This is a genomic window from Actinomyces israelii DSM 43320, from assembly GCF_000711965.1.
GTDB lineage: Bacteria > Actinomycetota > Actinomycetes > Actinomycetales > Actinomycetaceae > Actinomyces > Actinomyces israelii.
This window is the reverse complement of sequence record NZ_JONS01000058.1, coordinates 1-17,761: the sequence shown is the minus strand read 5'-3', so window position 1 is coordinate 17,761 and position 17,761 is coordinate 1. Positions and strand designations below refer to the sequence as shown.

19 protein-coding genes, 1 tRNA gene and 2 pseudogenes are annotated in these 17,761 nt (G+C 69.0%); 9 read left to right on the top strand and 13 right to left on the bottom strand.

From position 1 onward, the window contains the following. From O145_RS13845 to O145_RS13835, 3 genes are all read left to right on the top strand, one after another. A partial coding sequence (locus tag O145_RS13845) for a Rossmann-fold NAD(P)-binding domain-containing protein (RefSeq protein WP_043564021.1) occupies nt 1-633 on the top strand: 633 nt, incomplete at its 5' end. Nucleotides 634-724: 91 nt separating this feature from the next. Then, entirely contained in the window at nt 725-1,690 is a 966-nt protein-coding gene (locus O145_RS13840; protein ID WP_043564012.1) for a carbamate kinase, read from the top strand. 130 nt (nt 1,691-1,820) lie between these two features. Continuing rightward, on the top strand, nt 1,821-2,402 hold the full coding sequence (locus O145_RS13835) for an arginine repressor (RefSeq protein ID WP_052375200.1): 582 nt from the start codon (nt 1,821-1,823) through the stop codon (nt 2,400-2,402). 656 nt (nt 2,403-3,058) lie between these two features. Here the strand turns inward: O145_RS13835 and O145_RS18415 are convergent. The 5 genes from O145_RS18415 to O145_RS13815 all read right to left on the bottom strand — a co-directional run bounded on the left by O145_RS18415 (nt 3,059) and on the right by O145_RS13815 (nt 6,086). Continuing rightward, nucleotides 3,059-3,144, bottom strand: a tRNA-Ser gene (locus O145_RS18415). A 107-nt stretch (nt 3,145-3,251) separates the two neighbouring features. Further along, nucleotides 3,252-3,848 carry a DapH/DapD/GlmU-related protein gene (locus O145_RS13830; RefSeq protein WP_043564010.1) on the bottom strand — a complete coding sequence of 199 codons (597 nt, stop codon included), beginning with the start codon at nt 3,846-3,848 and terminating at the stop codon, nt 3,252-3,254. A 291-nt stretch (nt 3,849-4,139) separates the two neighbouring features. Continuing rightward, the gene (locus tag O145_RS17650) at nt 4,140-5,114 is read right to left on the bottom strand and encodes a S8 family serine peptidase (protein WP_229118589.1); all 975 of its coding nucleotides are present in this window, start codon (nt 5,112-5,114) and stop codon (nt 4,140-4,142) included. A gap of 128 nt (nt 5,115-5,242) precedes the next feature. After that, on the bottom strand, nt 5,243-5,536 hold the full coding sequence (locus O145_RS19390) for a hypothetical protein (RefSeq protein ID WP_043564006.1): 294 nt from the start codon (nt 5,534-5,536) through the stop codon (nt 5,243-5,245). Between the two features lie 61 nt (nt 5,537-5,597). Beyond that, a complete protein-coding gene (locus O145_RS13815) occupies nt 5,598-6,086 on the bottom strand; it encodes a nucleoside deaminase (RefSeq protein WP_043564005.1) in 489 nt (162 codons plus the stop codon). A gap of 196 nt (nt 6,087-6,282) precedes the next feature. Between O145_RS13815 and betT the strand changes: the two genes are divergently transcribed. From betT to O145_RS13800, 3 genes are all read left to right on the top strand, one after another. Next, nucleotides 6,283-8,478, top strand: a complete 2,196-nt coding sequence (betT, locus tag O145_RS13810) for a choline BCCT transporter BetT (RefSeq protein WP_229118588.1) — start codon at nt 6,283-6,285, stop codon at nt 8,476-8,478. Nucleotides 8,479-9,598: 1,120 nt separating this feature from the next. After that, nucleotides 9,599-11,032 (top strand): Eco57I restriction-modification methylase domain-containing protein, encoded by a 1,434-nt coding sequence (locus O145_RS13805; RefSeq protein WP_043564002.1) that lies wholly within the window; start codon nt 9,599-9,601, stop codon nt 11,030-11,032. Further along, nucleotides 11,029-11,970 (top strand): BsuBI/PstI family type II restriction endonuclease, encoded by a 942-nt coding sequence (locus tag O145_RS13800; protein WP_043564000.1) that lies wholly within the window; start codon nt 11,029-11,031, stop codon nt 11,968-11,970. The genes O145_RS13805 and O145_RS13800 overlap by 4 nt, the downstream gene beginning before the upstream one ends. 323 nt (nt 11,971-12,293) lie before the next feature. On the opposite strand, the gene O145_RS13795 is transcribed toward O145_RS13800, so the two are convergent. Continuing rightward, nucleotides 12,294-13,037, bottom strand: a complete 744-nt coding sequence (locus O145_RS13795) for an FtsX-like permease family protein (RefSeq protein ID WP_052375198.1) — start codon at nt 13,035-13,037, stop codon at nt 12,294-12,296. A 107-nt stretch (nt 13,038-13,144) separates the two neighbouring features. On the opposite strand from O145_RS13795, the pseudogene O145_RS13790 reads away from it, so the two are divergent. After that, nucleotides 13,145-13,633, top strand: a pseudogene (locus O145_RS13790) (response regulator transcription factor); the annotation flags it as partial. Nucleotides 13,634-13,776: 143 nt separating this feature from the next. Then, a complete protein-coding gene (upp, locus tag O145_RS13785) occupies nt 13,777-14,415 on the top strand; it encodes a uracil phosphoribosyltransferase (protein ID WP_043563999.1) in 639 nt (212 codons plus the stop codon). 41 nt (nt 14,416-14,456) lie between these two features. On the opposite strand, the gene O145_RS19945 is transcribed toward upp, so the two are convergent. Continuing rightward, nucleotides 14,457-14,726 (bottom strand): ribbon-helix-helix protein, CopG family, encoded by a 270-nt coding sequence (locus O145_RS19945; RefSeq protein ID WP_169740368.1) that lies wholly within the window; start codon nt 14,724-14,726, stop codon nt 14,457-14,459. A 94-nt stretch (nt 14,727-14,820) separates the two neighbouring features. Between O145_RS19945 and O145_RS13780 the strand changes: the two genes are divergently transcribed. Next, entirely contained in the window at nt 14,821-15,345 is a 525-nt protein-coding gene (locus O145_RS13780; protein WP_084682639.1) for a hypothetical protein, read from the top strand. A 10-nt stretch (nt 15,346-15,355) separates the two neighbouring features. On the opposite strand, the gene O145_RS13775 is transcribed toward O145_RS13780, so the two are convergent. From O145_RS13775 to O145_RS18735, 6 genes and pseudogenes are all read right to left on the bottom strand, one after another. Further along, nucleotides 15,356-16,000 (bottom strand): hypothetical protein, encoded by a 645-nt coding sequence (locus tag O145_RS13775; RefSeq protein ID WP_043563997.1) that lies wholly within the window; start codon nt 15,998-16,000, stop codon nt 15,356-15,358. A 68-nt stretch (nt 16,001-16,068) separates the two neighbouring features. Then, nucleotides 16,069-16,572 (bottom strand): hypothetical protein, encoded by a 504-nt coding sequence (locus O145_RS13770; RefSeq protein ID WP_043563995.1) that lies wholly within the window; start codon nt 16,570-16,572, stop codon nt 16,069-16,071. A gap of 220 nt (nt 16,573-16,792) precedes the next feature. Then, entirely contained in the window at nt 16,793-17,134 is a 342-nt protein-coding gene (locus tag O145_RS13765) for a hypothetical protein (RefSeq protein ID WP_043563993.1), read from the bottom strand. Between the two features lie 126 nt (nt 17,135-17,260). Beyond that, nucleotides 17,261-17,431 carry a hypothetical protein gene (locus tag O145_RS19385; protein WP_229118587.1) on the bottom strand — a complete coding sequence of 57 codons (171 nt, stop codon included), beginning with the start codon at nt 17,429-17,431 and terminating at the stop codon, nt 17,261-17,263. A gap of 58 nt (nt 17,432-17,489) precedes the next feature. Continuing rightward, nucleotides 17,490-17,591 (bottom strand): annotated as a pseudogene (locus tag O145_RS19940) (hypothetical protein); the annotation flags it as partial. Further along, nucleotides 17,563-17,761 (bottom strand): hypothetical protein (locus O145_RS18735; protein ID WP_043563991.1); only part of this gene is annotated, 199 nt, incomplete at its 5' end. The gene O145_RS18735 and the pseudogene O145_RS19940, both read right to left, overlap by 29 nt.

Sequence of the window (17,761 nt, the reverse complement as noted above, 5' to 3'; positions counted from 1 at the left end):
TGGAACGGTCTGACCGACCAGTGGCACCCCACGCAGATGCTGGCCGACCAGCTGACGATGCTGGAGCACTCGGGGGGCCGGCCGCTGGGGGAGGTGTCCCTGGCCTACCTGGGGGACGCTCGTAACAACGTGGCCCACTCCCTGCTGGTGTCGGGGGCGCTGATGGGCATGGACGTGCGCATGGTCTGCCCGGGCGAGCTGCGGCCCGAGGCGGGTGTGGTGGCGGCGGCCGAGGGCCTGGCCGCGGGCAGCGGCGGCCGGGTCACGGTCACCGAGGACCCGGCCGCGGGCGTGGAGGGGGTGGACTTCCTGTACACCGACGTGTGGGTCTCCATGGGCGAGCCCAAGGAGGTGTGGGACTCCCGGATCGGCCTGCTGCGCCCCTACCAGGTCAACGCGGCCCTGGTCCGGGCCACCGGCAACCCCGGCGTGAGGTTCCTGCACTGCCTGCCGGCCTTCCACGACCGGGGCACCGCGGTGGGGGCCGAGATCTACGACAGGACCGGCATGGAGGGCCTGGAGGTCACCGACGAGGTGTTCGAGTCCGAGGCCAGTATCGTCTTCGACCAGGCCGAGAACCGCATGCACACCATCAAGGCGGTCATGGTGGCCACCCTGGGGGACTGGGAGTGACGGTGACGCAGGCGAGACAGGCCGGACAGGCCCGGCAGGCCGGGCAGGCCGGGCAGGCCGGGGTGAGCGCGGTGAGCGGGGGGGAGAGCCGATGAGGATCGTCGCGGCGCTGGGCGGCAACGCCCTGCTGGAGCGCGGGCAGGTGCCCGACGCGGCCGTCCAGGTGGCCAACGTGCGCGCCGCCGCGGCGCGCCTGGCCGAGCTGGCGCAGGACCACGAGCTGGTCATCACCCACGGCAACGGCCCCCAGGTGGGGGTCCTGGCCCTGGAGTCGGCCGACGACCAGCGGCTGTCCGAGCCCTACCCCTTCGACACCCTGGGCGCCCAGACCCAGGGCATGATCGGCTACTGGCTGCTCCAGGCCATGCAGAACGCCCTGCCCGGGCGCCAGGTCGCCTCCATGGTCAACCAGACCCTGGTCCTGGCCGGCGACCCCGCCCTGGAGCACCCCACCAAGTTCGTCGGCGAGGTCTACACCAGGGACGAGGCCCAGGCCCTGGCCGCCACGCGCGGGTGGACCGTGCGCCCCGACGGCGAGCACTACCGGCGCGTGGTCGGCTCCCCCGCCCCCCAGCGCGTGATCGAGACCCGCCTGGTGCGCACCCTGCTCCAGGCCGGCGCCGTGGTCATCTGCGCCGGAGGCGGCGGCGTGCCCGTCATCCGCAACACCCACGGCAAGCTCCAGGGCATCGAGGCCGTCATCGACAAGGACCTCACCGCCGCCGTCCTGGCCGAGGACCTCGAGGCCGACGCCCTGCTCATCCTCACCGACGTCAACGGCGTCTACACCCACTACGGCACACCCCACGCCAAGCAGATCCCCCGCGCCACCCCCACCACCCTGCGCGCCCTCAACCCACCCGCAGGATCCATGGGACCCAAGGTCGAGGCCGTCTGCCGCTTCGTCGAGCTCACCGGAGACATGGCCGCCATCGGCCGCCTCCACGACGCCACCCACATCATCCAAGGCACCGCCGGCACCATCATCACCCCCGGCGGCAGCTACGGAAACCCCAACGACCTCCAACCACCCGCGGCACGCAAGCCCGCAAGCTAGGAGATGCTACGCGCGCAACTGCTGAGTCATATCGAGAAGGAAATAGCACCGAGGTGCCGGCTACCGGAAAGCCCTGGGGAGAGCCCGCCCCTTCCCAGACGCACTTCGCAGGCTTCGACCCGGAGGGCCCGTGAACGCCAAGTCACCGCAAGAGGCCGTTGATATCGCGGCCCGGACCCGTGCTGCGCGGCGCCGCTTGATCGAACGGCTCATCAGCACCACACGCATCCACTCGCAGCGCGAGCTGCAGCAGATGCTCGAGACCCATGGGTTCAGCGTCACTCAGGCGACGCTGTCCCGCGACCTCAAGGCGATGCGGGCTTCCAAGGCCCGCACCGCCAGCGGGAAGCAGGTCTATGTTCTGCCTGAGGCGGGCGCCCCCGGGCAGAAGCGCCTTCCCGACGACGCCGAGGCCCGGGCCAACCAGCATCTTGCGCACCTGGCCGAGGAACTCCTGGTCTCGGTCGCCTGCGCTCATGGGGACGTCGTTCTCCAGACGCCTCCGGGAGCCGCCCAGCTCATGGCAGCCGCCGTGGACGATGCGATGCTCCCGGGGGTCCTGGGGACCATCGCGGGCGATGACACCATTCTCATCGCCACAACCGGGGACGCCGCGGGCCTGGCAATCGCCCAGCACATCGCCTCGCTGTCGAAGTCGATCCCCGAGGGAATCGCCAACCGCCCCGATCGTCCCGATCGTCCCAGCAGCTGAGACCGAAACGCCGATATCGGTCCAGCTCCGGCCCGCGATCGGCAAAACCCTATAAGGATAGCCGGCACTCTGAGCGGCACAAGGCCCCGGAGCCCTCTCTAGGTTCCGGGGCCTTGCGCCGCCCCGCAGCTGTCCTCACCGTCGAGATAGACGAAAGCCGAGCGCGCTGGCCCTCGGCCCCGCGCTCCGGGCGGGGCCGGACGGGTCGGGCGCGGCTGCGCCGTCGTCCATGTTCCGCCTCACCCGGACACCGCGGCGCCTCGCGCCCCCGCATCACAGCGACGGCAGGCCCGGCCCGGACACGCAGTGGGCCAAGCAGGCCGAACGCGTGTCCGTCAGAATGACATTGACCGCCCCGGCCCTCAGAAGCACCAGTAAAAACCGCATGATGGCGGGAACCTCTTCACGACCCACGGCGTCTAAGAGCCCCAATGTCATTCTGACGGACACCCGCCCCGGGGTCGCGCCGTTAAAGGCACGTGCGGGGCACCCGGAAAGCGAGCGCCCCCCTGTCCTCGACCTCGCCGACATCGGGCGAGACGGCCCGTCTCGACGTCCCCGCTGGGACCTCTCGGTATACCGCGTGCGTTCCCACACGCTACACGCACTAATCCCCGGCACCCCACTCTTCTTTGGGATGCCGGGGATCGTGGCGGCGGTAGCGCTGGGATTCGAACCCAGGGTGGCTATGAACCACACAGACTTTCGAGATCTGCACCTTCGGCCGCTCGGACACGCTACCTCAGGGGTTGAGGTTACACGGCGGAGGGCACCCAGCCCAATCCGCGGCGGGTGCGAGGTCCCTCACGGCTCGGCCGGGTCCTCGACCGGCTGCCCGCCCTCGGACCCTTATTCCCCGACGGCGGTGCCCGCCTCCTCGTCGGTGAGGCGTCGGATGACCTTGGCGGGCACGCCGCCGACGATCGTGCAGGGCGGCACGTCCCGGGTGACGACGGCCCCTGCGGCGACGACCGCGCCGTCGCCGATGCTCACGCCCGAGGTGATGACGACCTTGGCGCCCACCCACACGTCACTGCCCAGGCGGATCGGGGCCGGGTGGGTGGTGGCGCGGTCGGCCACCGCCAGGGAGTGGTCCAGGGTCGCCATGACGACGTCGTGGCCGATGAAGCAGCGGTCCCCGATCCAGATTCCGCCCTGGTCCTGGAAGCGGCACCCGGAGTTGACGAAGACCCGCTCCCCCAGATGGATATTGGCGCCGAAGTCGGTGGTGAAGGGCGGGAAGAGGGCGAAGGACTCGGGCACGGCGCGCCCGGTGATCCGCCCCATGAGGGCGCGGATCTCCTCCGGCGTGCGATACCCGGTGTTGAGCTCGGCGGTGAGTCTCTGGACCTCGACGGCGCGCCGGGTCTGGAAGGCGGCGGCGGGGGTGCCGGCGCGCACGGGCAGTCCGGCGTCGACGTGCCGGAGGAACTCTGTCAGGTTCACGGGGTCTCTCACCTCTGCATCTCGATCTCGGCGGCGGCTGCGATCATAGTACTCACCGGGGTGTAGATGTCCACATCGCTCTCAGGAGTCTCGATACTAACAATCAGAGAATAGCGGACCCCGAGACTGCTGCGACCCAGGGACGGACGACTCTTCCATCCACGCCGGGAGGGGTTCGGTTCAATGAAGTACGAAAGCGTGATACGGAGCCCGACCTGTACCTCGCCCAAGCCGTCCAGAACGCCACGAGGCCATGGGAGCTCGTGGAGCGCCATCCCACGGTAGACATGGTCAGCATTCGGCTGATGCCCGGGCTTGAGGGTGCAGCTCGCCCTCGCACACGAGTGTCAGAGCATCTGAAGCACTGCGAAGGGCGCGTTCGAGATCCGGTACGCCCATGCCGTAACGGCGCCGCAAAACCTGAGGCTCTCCTTTCGCAGGATTCTTCCCCGAAGACTGGTGAGCGTGCATGGCGTCCGTCCAGCGCGCGGAGTGGACGACCAGCCCGCGTACCGTTTCCGGACGAAGCGCCGGATAGGCCGCTTGGACAGATGCGGCTGCCGCCGCGAAGGTCGCGGCGGCAGCCGATGTGTCGAAGCCGCCCGTGAGGAAGCTGCCGGTGCCAAGATGCTGGAATCGGGTCGTGAGAACAGTCAGGTGGTCGGACCGGTCCACGGTGCCGCCATCCGGGGACCGGAGCAGGTTCCCGCCGTCGGCGACCGCGTCGGGTTTGAAAGGCCAGCTGGTATGAGCGAAAGAGGCCGAGGTGCGACTGGTCGGAGCGAGGTCTCCCGCCGGTGCGATGGGTTCATAGCCCACGAAACTCGCGGGTGCGGGCTCCATGTCGCCGTACAGTGCCGGCCCCGCCATCTCCGTGCCATGAGGACAAACCGGGTCGGGTCGCCACTGCGCGTCAGCACGATGGCAGTCGGCGCCATTGAGAGCATCGGTGAGCAAACGATGCTCGCGCTGGACTCCGGTATCTAAGACGCAGACGGCAGGCGCATCGTCAGGGATCGGGCCGCCACGAGACAACAGGTCCTCAATCCACTCGATCTGCTCGGACCGGCGCGTGCCGGTGAAGAAGCCGGGCTGATGAGGCCGCCTCAATTCCGCAACACCATCGGTATGCTCGACGACCTGCACCACGTCCTCAACTGCGCCCCGCAGCAGGCAGACGGTCCGGTCACCGAATCCCAGGAACTGCTCCGGCGGACAGGAAAGACCACGCGACCTCGCCACCCTCAGAAGATGATCTAGCTCCATACCAGAATCTTCCCGCAGCCAGACCCCCACCGGACCGGAGTCCCGTCGTCGTGAAAAGACTCTGGAGGATCAGTCCAGAGCAATCGGGCCGTGGCCCTGCGGATCCGCTCGACCGACTCGATGAGCCTTTAATGACGCGGGCGGTCCTCGTCAACAGTGGCAACATACTCATCGAGCTTCTGCGTGAACCACGACTCCTGCGATTCAGGAAGATAGACCGACGCCGTGAGGACAGCATCACCCTCGTCGCCCGCAATTGTCGCCGACAACTCGATGCAAGGCCCCCGCAGCTCCTGAGCGAGCCGCGACTGCCCGGCGCGCGCCGCCTTCGCAGCCTCCTGGATGGCAACGGCGTAGAACTGCGCATCGTCACCACCCCCATGGCTGGGCACGAGTGCGCGAACCTGGTCGTTGGTCGCCATGAGCCCTCTCCCGGCACCGATCGGAACTACCCCCAACGGTAACCGCCGCCTGCGCCCAGCCTCACCGCCGCTCGGCGAAGAAGCCCCGCAGCAGCGCCTCTGACTCGCGCTCGCGCACCCCGGCCACGACCTCGACGCGGTGGTTGGCGCGCGGGTCGCGCAGGACGTCGCGCACGCTCCCGCACGCCCCGGTCCGCGGCTCCCAGGCGGCCAGGACCACCCGCGCCAGGCGCGCGAGCTGGATGGCGCCGGCGCACATGGTGCACGGCTCCAGGGTGACCACCAGCTCGCAGCCGTCCAGGTGGGAGTCCCTCAGTGCCGCCCCGGCCGCTCGCAGGGCCAGCACCTCGGCGTGGGCCGTGGGGTCGCACGTGGACTGCCGGGCGTTGGCCGCCTCCGCCAGGACCCCGCCGTCGGGACCCAGGACGACGGCACCCACCGGCACCTCGCCCGCACGGCCGGCGGCAGCGGCCAGGGCCAGGGCGCGGCCCATGGCGCCGCTGTAGCGCGCATCGAGAAGTCCCGTGCTCACGCCGTCAGCCTGCCGCATTCCGAGGCGACGCCAAAATATGTCCTACCTCATACCTACCGACTGAAACCGTAAGTCCCGCACGGCCTGCGACCCTCTTCTTCCGGCGGGAATCCACCACTCGAAGTTGCCACGGCCACCCGCACCTGCCAGGCTCTATCACTGACATCACCACAGTGAATGGAGTCACACCAGTATGGAACCGCCGGCGAACAGCATGCCCGACCCCGCAGACAGATCCGAGACCGCCGACCCGAGAGCCTCCACCCCCGTGGTCGAGGCCCCCGGCGACGCCCCGTCCGCACCCCACCCCACGACCCCCGACCCGCCCGACCCGCACGAGCCCCACCCCATCAACTGGGGCGTCTTCCTCTCCTCGGCCGTCATAATCGCCGTCGTGGCCGCCGCCGCCATCATCTCGCCCACCACCGTGCAGGACGCCTTCAACGCCGCCGTCGCCTGGGCCGGGAAGTGGTTCGGCTCCTTCTACATCTTCCTCATCACGGCGACGATCGTCTTCGTCGTCCTGCTCGCCCTGAGCAGGTACGGGCAGGTGAGGCTGGGCCCGGACAACTCCACCCCGGACTTCTCCACCTTCTCCTGGGCCGCCATGCTCTTCGCGGCCGGCATCGGCACCGGCATCATGTTCTTCTCCATCGCCGAGCCCGTGGCCCAGTACGTGCACCCGCCCACCGGCGAGGGCGAGACCATCGAGGCCGCCCGCCACGCCGTCGTCCTGGCCATCTTCCACTACGGGATCTCCGGCTGGGGCGTGTACGCGATCATGGGCATGGCCATGGCCTACTTCGCCTACCGGCGCCGCGACGCGCTGGCGGTGCGCTCCACGCTGCGCCCGCTGCTCGGGGCCCGTGTGGACGGCTGGATCGGCGACGTCGTCGACACCGCCGCGCTCGTGGGCGGCGTCTTCGGCATCGCGGCCTCGCTGGGGGTCGGCGTCGTCCAGCTCAACGTGGCCCTCGACATCCTCTTCGGCATCCCGCAGGGCACCGGCGGGCAGATCGGCCTCATCACGCTGTCCGTCATCATGGCGACGATCTCGGCCACCACCGGCGTGGACCGGGGCGTGCGCGTGCTGTCCAACATCAACGTGGTCCTCGCCATCGGCCTGGCCCTGTGGGTCCTGGTCAGCGGCGACACGGCCTTCCTCATGGACGCGCTGGTCGGAACCGTCGGCGACTTCATGGTCCAGTTCCCGCAGCTGACCCTGGAGACCTACGCCTACAACCGGCCCGAGGAGTGGCTCAACAACTGGACTCTGTTCTTCTGGGCGTGGTGGATCACCTGGGGGGCTTTCGTCGGCATGTTCCTGGCCCGCGTCTCCCGCGGCCGCACGCTGCGCGAGTTCATCCTCGGGGCCCTCATCCTGCCCTTCTCCTACGTGGTGATGTGGGTGGCGATCTTCGGCAACAGCGCCCTGGAGCTCATCCGCTCGGGCGACACGAACTTCGCCGAGACCACCATCAGCGCCCCCGAGCAGGGCCTCTACCTCCTGCTCGGCGCCGTCGGCGGGAAGCCCATTATCGCGATCGCGCTGTTCATCGGCGTCCTCTTCTACGTCACGAGCGCCGACTCCGGGGCGCTGGTCATGTCGAGCCTGTCCAGCCGGATCAAGGGCGAGAGGGAGGACGCCGCCCCGTGGCTGCGGATCTTCTGGGCGACCCTGACCGGCATCCTCACCGTCGCCATGCTCGTGGCCGGGGGCGTGCCCATCCTCCAGCAGGCGACTCTGGTGATGGCGCTGCCCTTCAGCTTCATCCTCGTGGTGATCATGGCCTGCCTGCTCAAGGCCCTCCACCGGGAGGCGAGCCTCAACCAGGCCCGCTCGCGCGCCTACCGCAACCGGCAGGTCGGCTTCACCGGGACGGCGGCGGGACTGCGCCGCATCTCCTGGCGCGACCGCCTGTCCCACACCTTCGCCCGCGTCAGGGCCGAGCAGGCCCAGCGCGCCCTGGACGAGCGCATCGTGCCCGCCCTGGAGGCGGTGGCCGCCGAGCTGGCCAAGGAGAGGCTGGAGGCGGAGGTCCAGGTCGAGGGCCGGGAGGCCGACGACCCCGACGACGAGCGCACCTACCTGGGCCGCGTCACCCTGCTGGTGACCGATCCCAACAACGAGGCGCGCGAAGGCGAGATCGAGCCCGAGGTCCTCGAGCGGGCGGCCGGCCGGCGGATCTTCCGCTACGTGGTGCGCATGGTCGAGGCCCCGGCGCCCTCCTACGGCGGCGGCATGAATGAGGCTGACGACGTCACGGTGCGCCTGGAGGTGCGGCTGCGCGGAGGCGGGGTGGGCTACGACATTATGGACTGGTCGGCCGACCAGGTCGCCCACGACGTCCTCGACCACTACGAGCGCTGGCTGGAGTACCTGGGCACGAGCAGCACCGCACGCGTCTGAGCCGGGCTGGGCGCCGCCCCCGGTCAGCCGGGCTGGGCGCCGCCCCAGCTCGCGCCCGCCCGCCCTTTTCGCCGAGATCGGTCCAGTTCCGCGCTGAGATCGGTTCAAGGGGCGGGCGGGCGGTCTCTTCTGTCTGCTCTGTCTGCTCTCCGACGCCGTCAGGGGCTCCCGGGTGTCGGCCTTGACCGGAAAACTTGACCGAAAAAGGTGGCTCCCACGCACTTTTAGCGCCGACCCCCGCCCTGCCCTCGTCGCAGAACCGCAGAATCACGCCGATCCCCGCCGCGCCCAAGACCGCTGAGCGCCTTAAAAGTGCGCGGGAGCCACCTTTTTTCCACCGCGCAGCACCACTTGACGACTGAGTCCTGGCGGGACGCGGGTCGGGCTGTCAACACCGACGGCGACCCGCAGCCGGCCCGCACCCCGGCACCCGCCCCCGCACCCCCTTCGCCGAGATCGGGCCGCCTCCGCGCCGGAGCCGGCCCGAAGAGCCCACCGGACGCCGCAATCCACCGGCACCCGCCTCAAGGGCCGGCCGGGACGGGCCCCGAAGACTGCGAGCGGGCGCAGCGCCCCGGCGCCCGTACGGAACGGGCCGGAACGTGAACGTGCCTTCGCAGCACCAACGTATCTTTCTCTCATCCTTCTGCGGGTAGACCTCAGAAGGATGAGAGAAAGGCACGTCCACGCGACGAACCTCCGTTGAGGTTGAGGCTCCCCGCCCGCCCCGGCCCGCACCGCCACGCCCGGAATCAATCGTCTGGGCTACGGAACCCGTCCAGGCGGCGCCTTCTCGCAGTCGCACCACCCTCCTCGCGCTCTGTACGGGACCAGGCGAATGCGCAGGCGTCAAGAATGTCGACGACGACGGCCGGCACCCTCAGTCCCGAAAAGGGAACGGCGCAGAGCGCCGGTGCTTGAGAAGCCCCGTCAAAGACGAGACGGGGCCCGACATCGGTGGCCGCCGGCGACCGTATCAGAGCCGATCTCGACGCGGAAGTGAACCGATCTCGGCGAAGGGGCGGGTAGGCGCCCCCCCGCCTCTTCGCCGAGATCGGTCCGGCCCAGCGGTGCGGCAGCGACCGCCCTCGCCGTCGTACCCGGGCAGTACCCTGGCCACATGGATCTGCTTTCGCTTGCTGCCGGACGCCGTGATGCCGGGCTGGCCGCGCTCGACGCCGAGGACCGGGCGGATCTCGGCCAGTTCTTCACCCCCATTGCGGTCGCACGGATCATGGCCGACCTGCCCCGTCTGCCGCGTGAGGGAGTGCTCCGCGTGCTGGACCCGGGGGCCGGCTCGGGCGTGCTGTCGGCCGCTGTTGTCGATCGGGCGCGGCGCGAGGCCCCGGGCTTGCGGGTCGAGGTCACCGCGGTCGAGGTCGACGGGCGGCTGCACGGCGTCCTGTCCGAGACACTCAGCGACCTGGAGAGCACCGGCGCACGGACAACCCTGGTGAAGGACGACTTCGTGAGCTGGGCGCTGCGCGCCGAGGAGCGCTTCGACCTGGTCATCCAGAATCCTCCGTACCACAAGATCCGGTCACGATCGTTACTGGACCATGACCTGCGTGCCGCGGGCATTATCGTCCCCAATATCTACGCGGGCTTCATGGCGCTCGGTTCCCTACTTATAGGCGACGGCGGGCAGCAGGTGTCGATCACGCCTCGCTCGTGGATGAATGGAACCTATTTCTCAATGTTCCGGCGCGCCCTGCTCGCACGCCTCGGCATTGACAGTATCCACACGTTCCAGTCGCGCTCCCGGGTCTTCGGGGATCTGGACGTACTACAGGAGACGATCGTCGTAGCGGCGACGCGGGGGCAGGCAGCGCCGATGGTTCGATTGTCGTCCTCCGTCGATCACCGGGATGCTCCAGTGACGCGAGCGGTCCCCCGCTCACAGGTGGTCACGGACGACTTCATCTTCGTGCCGGCCTCCGACGAGGACGGCGCCGCCGTGTCGTGGATGGAACGGGCGCAGCACACGCTGTCCGATCTTGGCCTGAGCGTGTCCACAGGCAGGGTCGTGGATTTCCGCTGCCGCGACCTTCTGGCCGACGAGGCCAGCCGGCACTGCGCCCCTATGGTCTATCCGGCCAATATTGCTGACGCGCAGGTGGTGCATCCGCGCAGCACTGTTCGAAAACCTCAGTGGTTCAAGACGGATTCGACGCAGTCGCCCAAGCTTCTTGTGCCTGCCGGATCCTATGTCCTGGTGAAACGGTTCTCGGCGAAGGAGGAGAAGCGGAGGATCGTCTCCGCCCTCTGGTCGGACGACCGCGCCCCCGCCTTCGACAACAAGCTGAACTACATCCACCGACAAGGGCGCGGCCTGGAGGCGGACGTGGCGGCCGGACTGATCGTCTGGCTCAATTCCACGCCGGTGGACGCGTACTTCCGCGTATTCTCCGGGCACACGCAGGTCAATGCTGGCGACCTGAGACGGATGCGCTTCCCCAGCCTGGAGCAACTGCGGCTGCTGGGGACGGCATCTCTCGATCCCGACGACGCGGTGGAGCAGATCATGGGCGCCCTGAGAACTGCGGCGGCATGAGCAAGGTGAAGGAGGCGCAGGAGATTCTCCGGGCGTTCGATTTCGACAGGAGGCGGACCAATGAGACCTCCGCCCGGACGCTGCTCGCGCTCGCCGGAATGAACGAGCGGACTTCTTGGGCCGATGCGACCAATGAGCGCATGGGCGTCAGGGCGATCCTGGACTGGATGCGCGGCCCGCTCAACCACCCGATTGCGGAGAACTCGCGCGAGACGGTCCGCCGTTTTGTCCTCCATCAGTTTGTTGACGCGGGATTCTGCCTCTACAACGATGATGATCCAGGTCGTGCAACCAACTCGTCAAAGAACAACTACCGCCTGAGCCCGGAAGCCCTTCTGGCTATTCAGCAGTACGGTACTGACGACTTCAGCATCTCGGTCGAGGAGTATCTGGCCGAGGTCGGCGGCCTGACCGCAAGGTATCGGGCTGCTCGCGATCTCGTGCGTATTCCTGTCACCACTCCCGACGGCGAGGAGCTCGCCCTGAAGGCTGGCGGACAGAACACTCTCATCAAGGCGATGGTCGAGGACTTCTGCGCCTACTTCGTGCCCGGAGGCGAGGTTCTGTACATTGGCGATGCGGACTCAAAGCTGACGATCTTCGAGAATGAGAGGCTCGCCTCACTCGGAGTCACCCTCGACTTGCACGGTAAATTCCCCGATCTGATCGTCTACCAACCCGACAGGAACTGGCTTCTTCTCATGGAGGCCTGCTCCACTCACGGGCCCGTGGACCACATCCGGCACAGCGAGCTCTCTGAGATATTCCACGGGTGCACCGCGGGCCTGATCTACGTCTCTTGTTTTCCGAACCGGACCGTCATGCGGCGCTTCCTCGTCGAGCTCGCCTGGGAGACGGAGGCCTGGGTGGCATCCGACCCGACGCATATGATCCACCTGAACGGATCGAAATTCTTAGGACCGCACGGCGGAGACTGAAGCACGTCTCTCATCCCTTCCACACCCGATAACGCGCCATCGCGCACTCCTGCGCCGAGCAGCGGACGCCGCACTGCCCCGGCCCAGGCTCATGGTCACGCCCCGCCGACATGCGCGGGACCGGATCCGAGTCAGCAGGGGCAGGCGACGACCCGACCAAGACCGCGACCGGCCCGTTGGCCGGGGCCGACGGCGGAGAAGGGCGCCGTCGGCACGCCACCGTCCCTCTCCGAGCCCCGGCCCTCTGGTGCGCCAGCCCTGCGCACCGCCCCCTTGGGCCCCGCCCCCATTCCGCCGGGAAACGCGCGGCACGCATCGGCCCTTCAGTCCCACGCACGCAGGGCCTGCCCGATGCCCTGCCCGCGGCGGGCCCGGGAGGAGACGACGACGGCGAGGCACGTGGTAACCAGGGTCAGGACCGCGACCGCGCCGAGCTCGGACCACGGCGCGTGGGCGAGGATGACGGCGGTTCCCAGGCCGGAGCCCTCGCTCATGATCGGACCCGCCGCCACGAGGATGAGGGCGCCGAGGAGGACCGCGGTGAGCGCGTGGATCACCCCCTCGAGGACCTGGGCGGCGAGCACGGCCCCCTCCCGGGCCCCGGCGGCGCGCAGCAGGGCGGCGTCGCGGCGCCGGTGCCCGGCGCTCATGGCGATGACGGCGACGCCGCCGCTCCAGGCCACGAGCAGGGCGAGCCCGAACATGACCAGGAACCCTGACAGCCTCATGCCGGTCAGGCCCAGCGACCTGGCGCCGAAGAGGACGACGACCAGCCCGATCGCCACGAGGAAGGGCAGGACGGTGGTCGAGGAGTGGCTCGACTCGAGCGCCGCGGTCCGCGCCGCCACCCGCCAGACGGTGCCGGGGACGGGCAGGGCTGCCACCGCCCTCTGCATCCAGGGGACGAGCCAGGGGGTGAGCAGGCACACGAGGACGACCATGCCGAGGGCGGCGAACACGGCGGCGTTGGCGGCGTCATCGCTTCCCGCGCCAGCGGCGCGGATGGTGCGGCGGTTGGCGACGATGAGCGCGACGAGCCCGGCCACCGCGGCCAGGCGCACGAGCACGCCGAGGACGCGGCTCGGCCCCCGGGTCCGCTCCTCGTCCCCGCGGCTGTTCCCGGCGCCGTGCCCGGCCCAGCCGTTTAGGAGCGCGACCTCGGGGGCGCGGGCGGCGCGCCGCGCACCCGGGGCTGCCGGTGGTGGTGCTCAGCGCCTACGTGGCCGGCCCGTACCTCGGCGAGCTCCTCGAGGGCGTCGACGGCTCGGTCGGCTACCTGCTCAAGGAGCGGGTGGGTCGCGTGAGCGACTTCCTGCGCTCCCTGGACGTGGTGGTCTCCGGCGGCGTCGTCATCGACCCGGAGGCCCTGGCGCACCTGATGCACGCGGGGGTGCGCGGGGCGTCGGACGTCCCCGGGGCCGCCGGCGCAGTGAGCTCCGTCTCCGCTGGCCCGCAGCTGGCGCGCCTGACCCCGCGGGAGACCGAGGTGCTCGCGCTCATGGCGGAGGGGCTGTCCAACGGGCAGATCGCGCGGCGGCTGGTGCTGTCCGACGGGGCGGTCGCCAAGCACGTGGCGAACATCTTCCTCAAGCTGGACCTGCCGCCGGGCGAGGAGAACCGGCGCGTGCGAGCCGTGCTCGCCTGGCTGCGCGCCCGCGCCTGACCGCTTACTACGCTCCTTTGTCCCTTACTACGCTCCTTCCCGCCGTACAGTAAGGGACAAAGGAGCGTAGTAAGCGACTCATGGCCGCAAGGGCGGCAACGGTTCGGCGCGTCCGGCGGGCCCGCACCCCGTAGGCTGATCTCATGCGTCTTCATGTTGCCGATCATCCGCTCATCGATCACAAGCTCTCCGTCCTGCGTGATCGGACGACGCCGTCGGCGGTCTTCCGCCAGCTGGTGGACGAGCTCGTCACCCTGCTGGCCTACGAGGCCACCCGCGAGGTGCGCGTCGAGAAGGTCGAGATCGCCACCCCGGTCGCGACCGCCCACTGCCTGCGTCTGGCCGAGCCGCGGCCCCTCGTCGTGCCGATCCTGCGGGCGGGCCTGGGCATGCTGGAGGGCATGACCCGCCTGCTGCCCACGGCCGAGGTCGGGTTCCTGGGCATGCGGCGCGACGACGACACCCTTGAGGTCGAGACCTACGCCAACCGCCTGCCGGACGACCTGTCCGGCCGCCAGTGCTTCGTCATCGACCCCATGCTCGCCACCGGTCACACCCTGGTCGCCGCGATCGAGTACCTGCTGGTGCGCGGCGCCCGCGACGTCACCGCCATCTGCCTCATCGCCGCCCCTGAGGGCCTCAGGACCCTGGAGGCCACCGTGGGCGGCCGCGCGAACGTCACCGTCGTCACGGCGGCCAAGGACGAGCGGCTCAACGAGCACGCCTACATCGTCCCGGGCCTGGGCGACGCCGGCGACCGGCTCTACGGCATTATCGACTGACGCCCGGCGCGGGGCTCGCGCCCGTTCGAGTCGCCGGCTCGTCACGACGCGGACTCGAGCGCGTCAGCGGCGGGTTCACCCTCGAAACCAGGCAATCGGTCGACCTTCCCAGCGGGAATGGCCTCGACAAGGCCCGCCCGGTGAGCAGCAGCACGATCGGCAGCTCTCAGTTCCCACTCCAGCGACGGCGGGCCGCGCTCAAGTACCTCCCGCACGATGTCACCCTGGCTGCGACGAGTCGCGCACGCAGGCACAGCGACACGCTCACGCAGTTCCGAAGAGAGCCGGACAGAGATGGGAGCACTGAGCACCGGAATTATGCCTGCAGTCCAGGCTTCGCGCCGGCCTCACACCGGTCGTCCAGGCTGACGGAAATCAGGGGGCGGGCACTGTCCGAGAAGCACAATGCAGTACACTCCGGCTCCGTTGTTTGACGGTGGGGCCCTGGCGCGTGCGGCGTGGGGTGCGGTGACGATCCCGCAGCCGAGTGTGGAGACCAACCCGAGGATCACGACGGGTGATGGCGTGTCTGGTGCGACGGTGGTGGGTCTGGACACGTGGGTGTGGGCCACGGGCGAGACTCCGGCGAGGGTGCGGGCCACGGCGTCGGCGGGGGCGGTGACGGCCACGGTGGTGGCCTCGGCCTCGGGGCTGCGGGTCAGCGCCCCGGACTCGGTGCCGGACTGCCACGGCTTCGGCGTCCCTTGGACCCAGGGCGCGGCCGAGGGGTCGTCTAGGTGCACGGTCGAGTTCACCCGTTCCTCGGCCCATCTGGGCGGGACCACGCCGCTGACGGTGTCGGTGGGCTATGACGTGGCCTGGAGCGCGACCGACGGCACCAGCGGCACCCTGGACCCGGTGACGACGACATCCACGGTGGACCTGCCCGTCGCCGAGATCCAGACCGTCAACCGCGACACCAGCCACTGACGCGGGGGTCTCATTCCTTGCGCCAGTCCGCTTGGACGCGCACGTATCTGTTGATCTGGCTGTCGGCGATGCCGAGGGTGCCGTCCTTCATGACGGTGACGCCGGCCCAGGCGAGGTCGGTGGTCTGGCCCTGGGCGTCGATGACGGGGAAGTGGAGGACGTGGGCGGCGCCGCTGTCCTGGGGGTCGGATGCGCAGGGCTGGACCACGGTCAGGGTGTCGCGGGGCTCGTCGAGGTAGACGCCGGCCTGGGGGTTGTCGGGGTCCAGGGCCTCCAGGGGCGAGGCGTCGGTCAGGCCCAGGGTCTGGGCGCGGTTGCCGGCGGGGGTGCTCAGGGCGTCCTTGCCGCGGTCGTAGTAGACGATAATGGCGTCGAAGGCGCAGTAGTCCGCCGAGCCCAGCTCGCGGGCCGTGATGGTGTAGGCGGCCACGGTCAGCGTGTCCTTGTAGCCGCTCAGGCTGGCCCGAAGATCCTGGGGCACCTCGATGACCATCTTCCCCGACGCCGTGCTGAAGGTAGCCTGCTTGGGAAAGCCGTATATGGCCGCTGGGGAGGGGCTGACGCTGCCTGCGGGCAGGACGGGTGAGCCGCAGCCGGTCAGCATGAGTGCTCCGGCGGTGAGGGCGACGGCCGCCAGGTTCCTGGCTCGGGGCACGGGGCCGCTTGACCGGGCCGGGCCTCCAGGCGGTGTGCCAACGGGTGGTGAAGACGTGCTGCGCACTGTCAGTCGTCCCCCTCCTGGGGTGTCGCGGGTGCGGGCGTGGGCTCAGTGGTGGGCGTGGGCGCGGGTGTGGTGGTGGCGCCGGGGACGGGCCGGTCCCCGCACGCCCAGGGCAGGACGGAGGTCAGCAGGTTGCGGGCGTCAGCTATCGAGTCGCGCTTGCGCTCCTTTGTCGAGGAGACGACCGCCTCGACGTAGCGGTCCCCGCACACCCACTGCGCCGTCGAGTCGCTGTCACTGCCGGCAGAGGACCATGAGCCGCTCCCCTCGACACCGGGCAGGGTCCACACGTTCTCAGGGAACCTGACCCGGATACTCTCATAACCGATGAACTCGTAGGAGTTGCTCTCGTCGATCAGCCCCCACCGGACGATGACAAGCGACCCCAGCCCCTGGTCGAGCGTCGTGGTCGAGGCCGAGCAGGACCACCACCCATAGTCGGGGTCGCTCGCGGCCTCGACCACAGGATCGTCACCGGTGACAAGCATGACCGAGTCGGCCGGCACACCGGGACAGATCCACGACTCACTATCCGCCGGCACCACCGACGGCATAACCTCAGGCCACAAACTGCCGCAGCCCACCCCGCATACCGCCACCCCCACCAGGATGACAAGACGACAGGCGCGCCTCAACAGCAATGCACTCATTGATGACCATAATCATAGACCTGTGGATCCGTGTTCACCACCTGTCTCCGGCCGAGGCGCGTCGTCTTGGGGCATGTCATGGGGTGCCCGTGTCGGTGGGTGCTGGGATCTGCGTCGGGGTGGGGGTGGTGTTGAGCTCTGTGACGGGCTGGCCGTTGATGTACTGGGTGCCCTCAATCGGGTTCCATTCGCTGTTGCTGTCACCGGCAGCGGCGAGGACGGGGATCGCCGGCACGAAGACCCGGGCGAGGTCGATGGCACGCGCGACGTCGTCGGGGTCCTCGCGGGCGTCCATCTTTCTGCCCATGATGCCGACGCTGAGGACGCTGCCGTCCGGGTAGCGCCACGCGAAGGCACCAGCGTAACCACCCGTGTCCTGGACAGTCAGCCCCTCGCCCTCAACACCGTCCAGAACCATGGGCCGAGCAGAATCAGTGCCCGCAACATCATCATAGGAGATATGCCTAGGAAGAGGCGCAGATCCCGTGGCGGGCGGTATCAGATAGCCATCAACATTGCTGCGCGCAAGAAGGTATGGCTGGAATTAAACAAGATCGGTGTGTGGCGGTGCGACTGGGAGGTGCTCGAAGTCGTAGTCGAAGGTGCGGTTGGTGATGTAGGCGGTGAAGGCCGCGAAGGTGTTCTCCGGGGTGTCGCGCTGGAGGTTGGCGATATTGTTCTTGGCGGCGTTCCACACGTGTTCTGTGGGACCCAAGGTCGGGGGCGTAGGGGGGCATGTAGATGGGTGTGATGCGCTCCAGAGCCTGACCGGGGGCATAAAGATCGTTCAAAGCCTTGGCGTGGTGGAACCTGGCGTTGTCCAAGACGACCGCGATCTTCTTTTTCTCATCGGTCTCGCGCGCCAGGCGACCCATCATGAGGGCGGGTCTGCTCGGCGTTCTGGTTTCCCTCGATGGGGTAGATCTTCATTTTCTTGGTCGTCAGGCTCAGTGCCCCGAAGAACGACTGGCTCGCCTTCTTACGGTCCACGTACAGCCTTGTTCTCTTCCCCTTGGGAAGCCACATGCGCCTCGTCTCGGCCTCG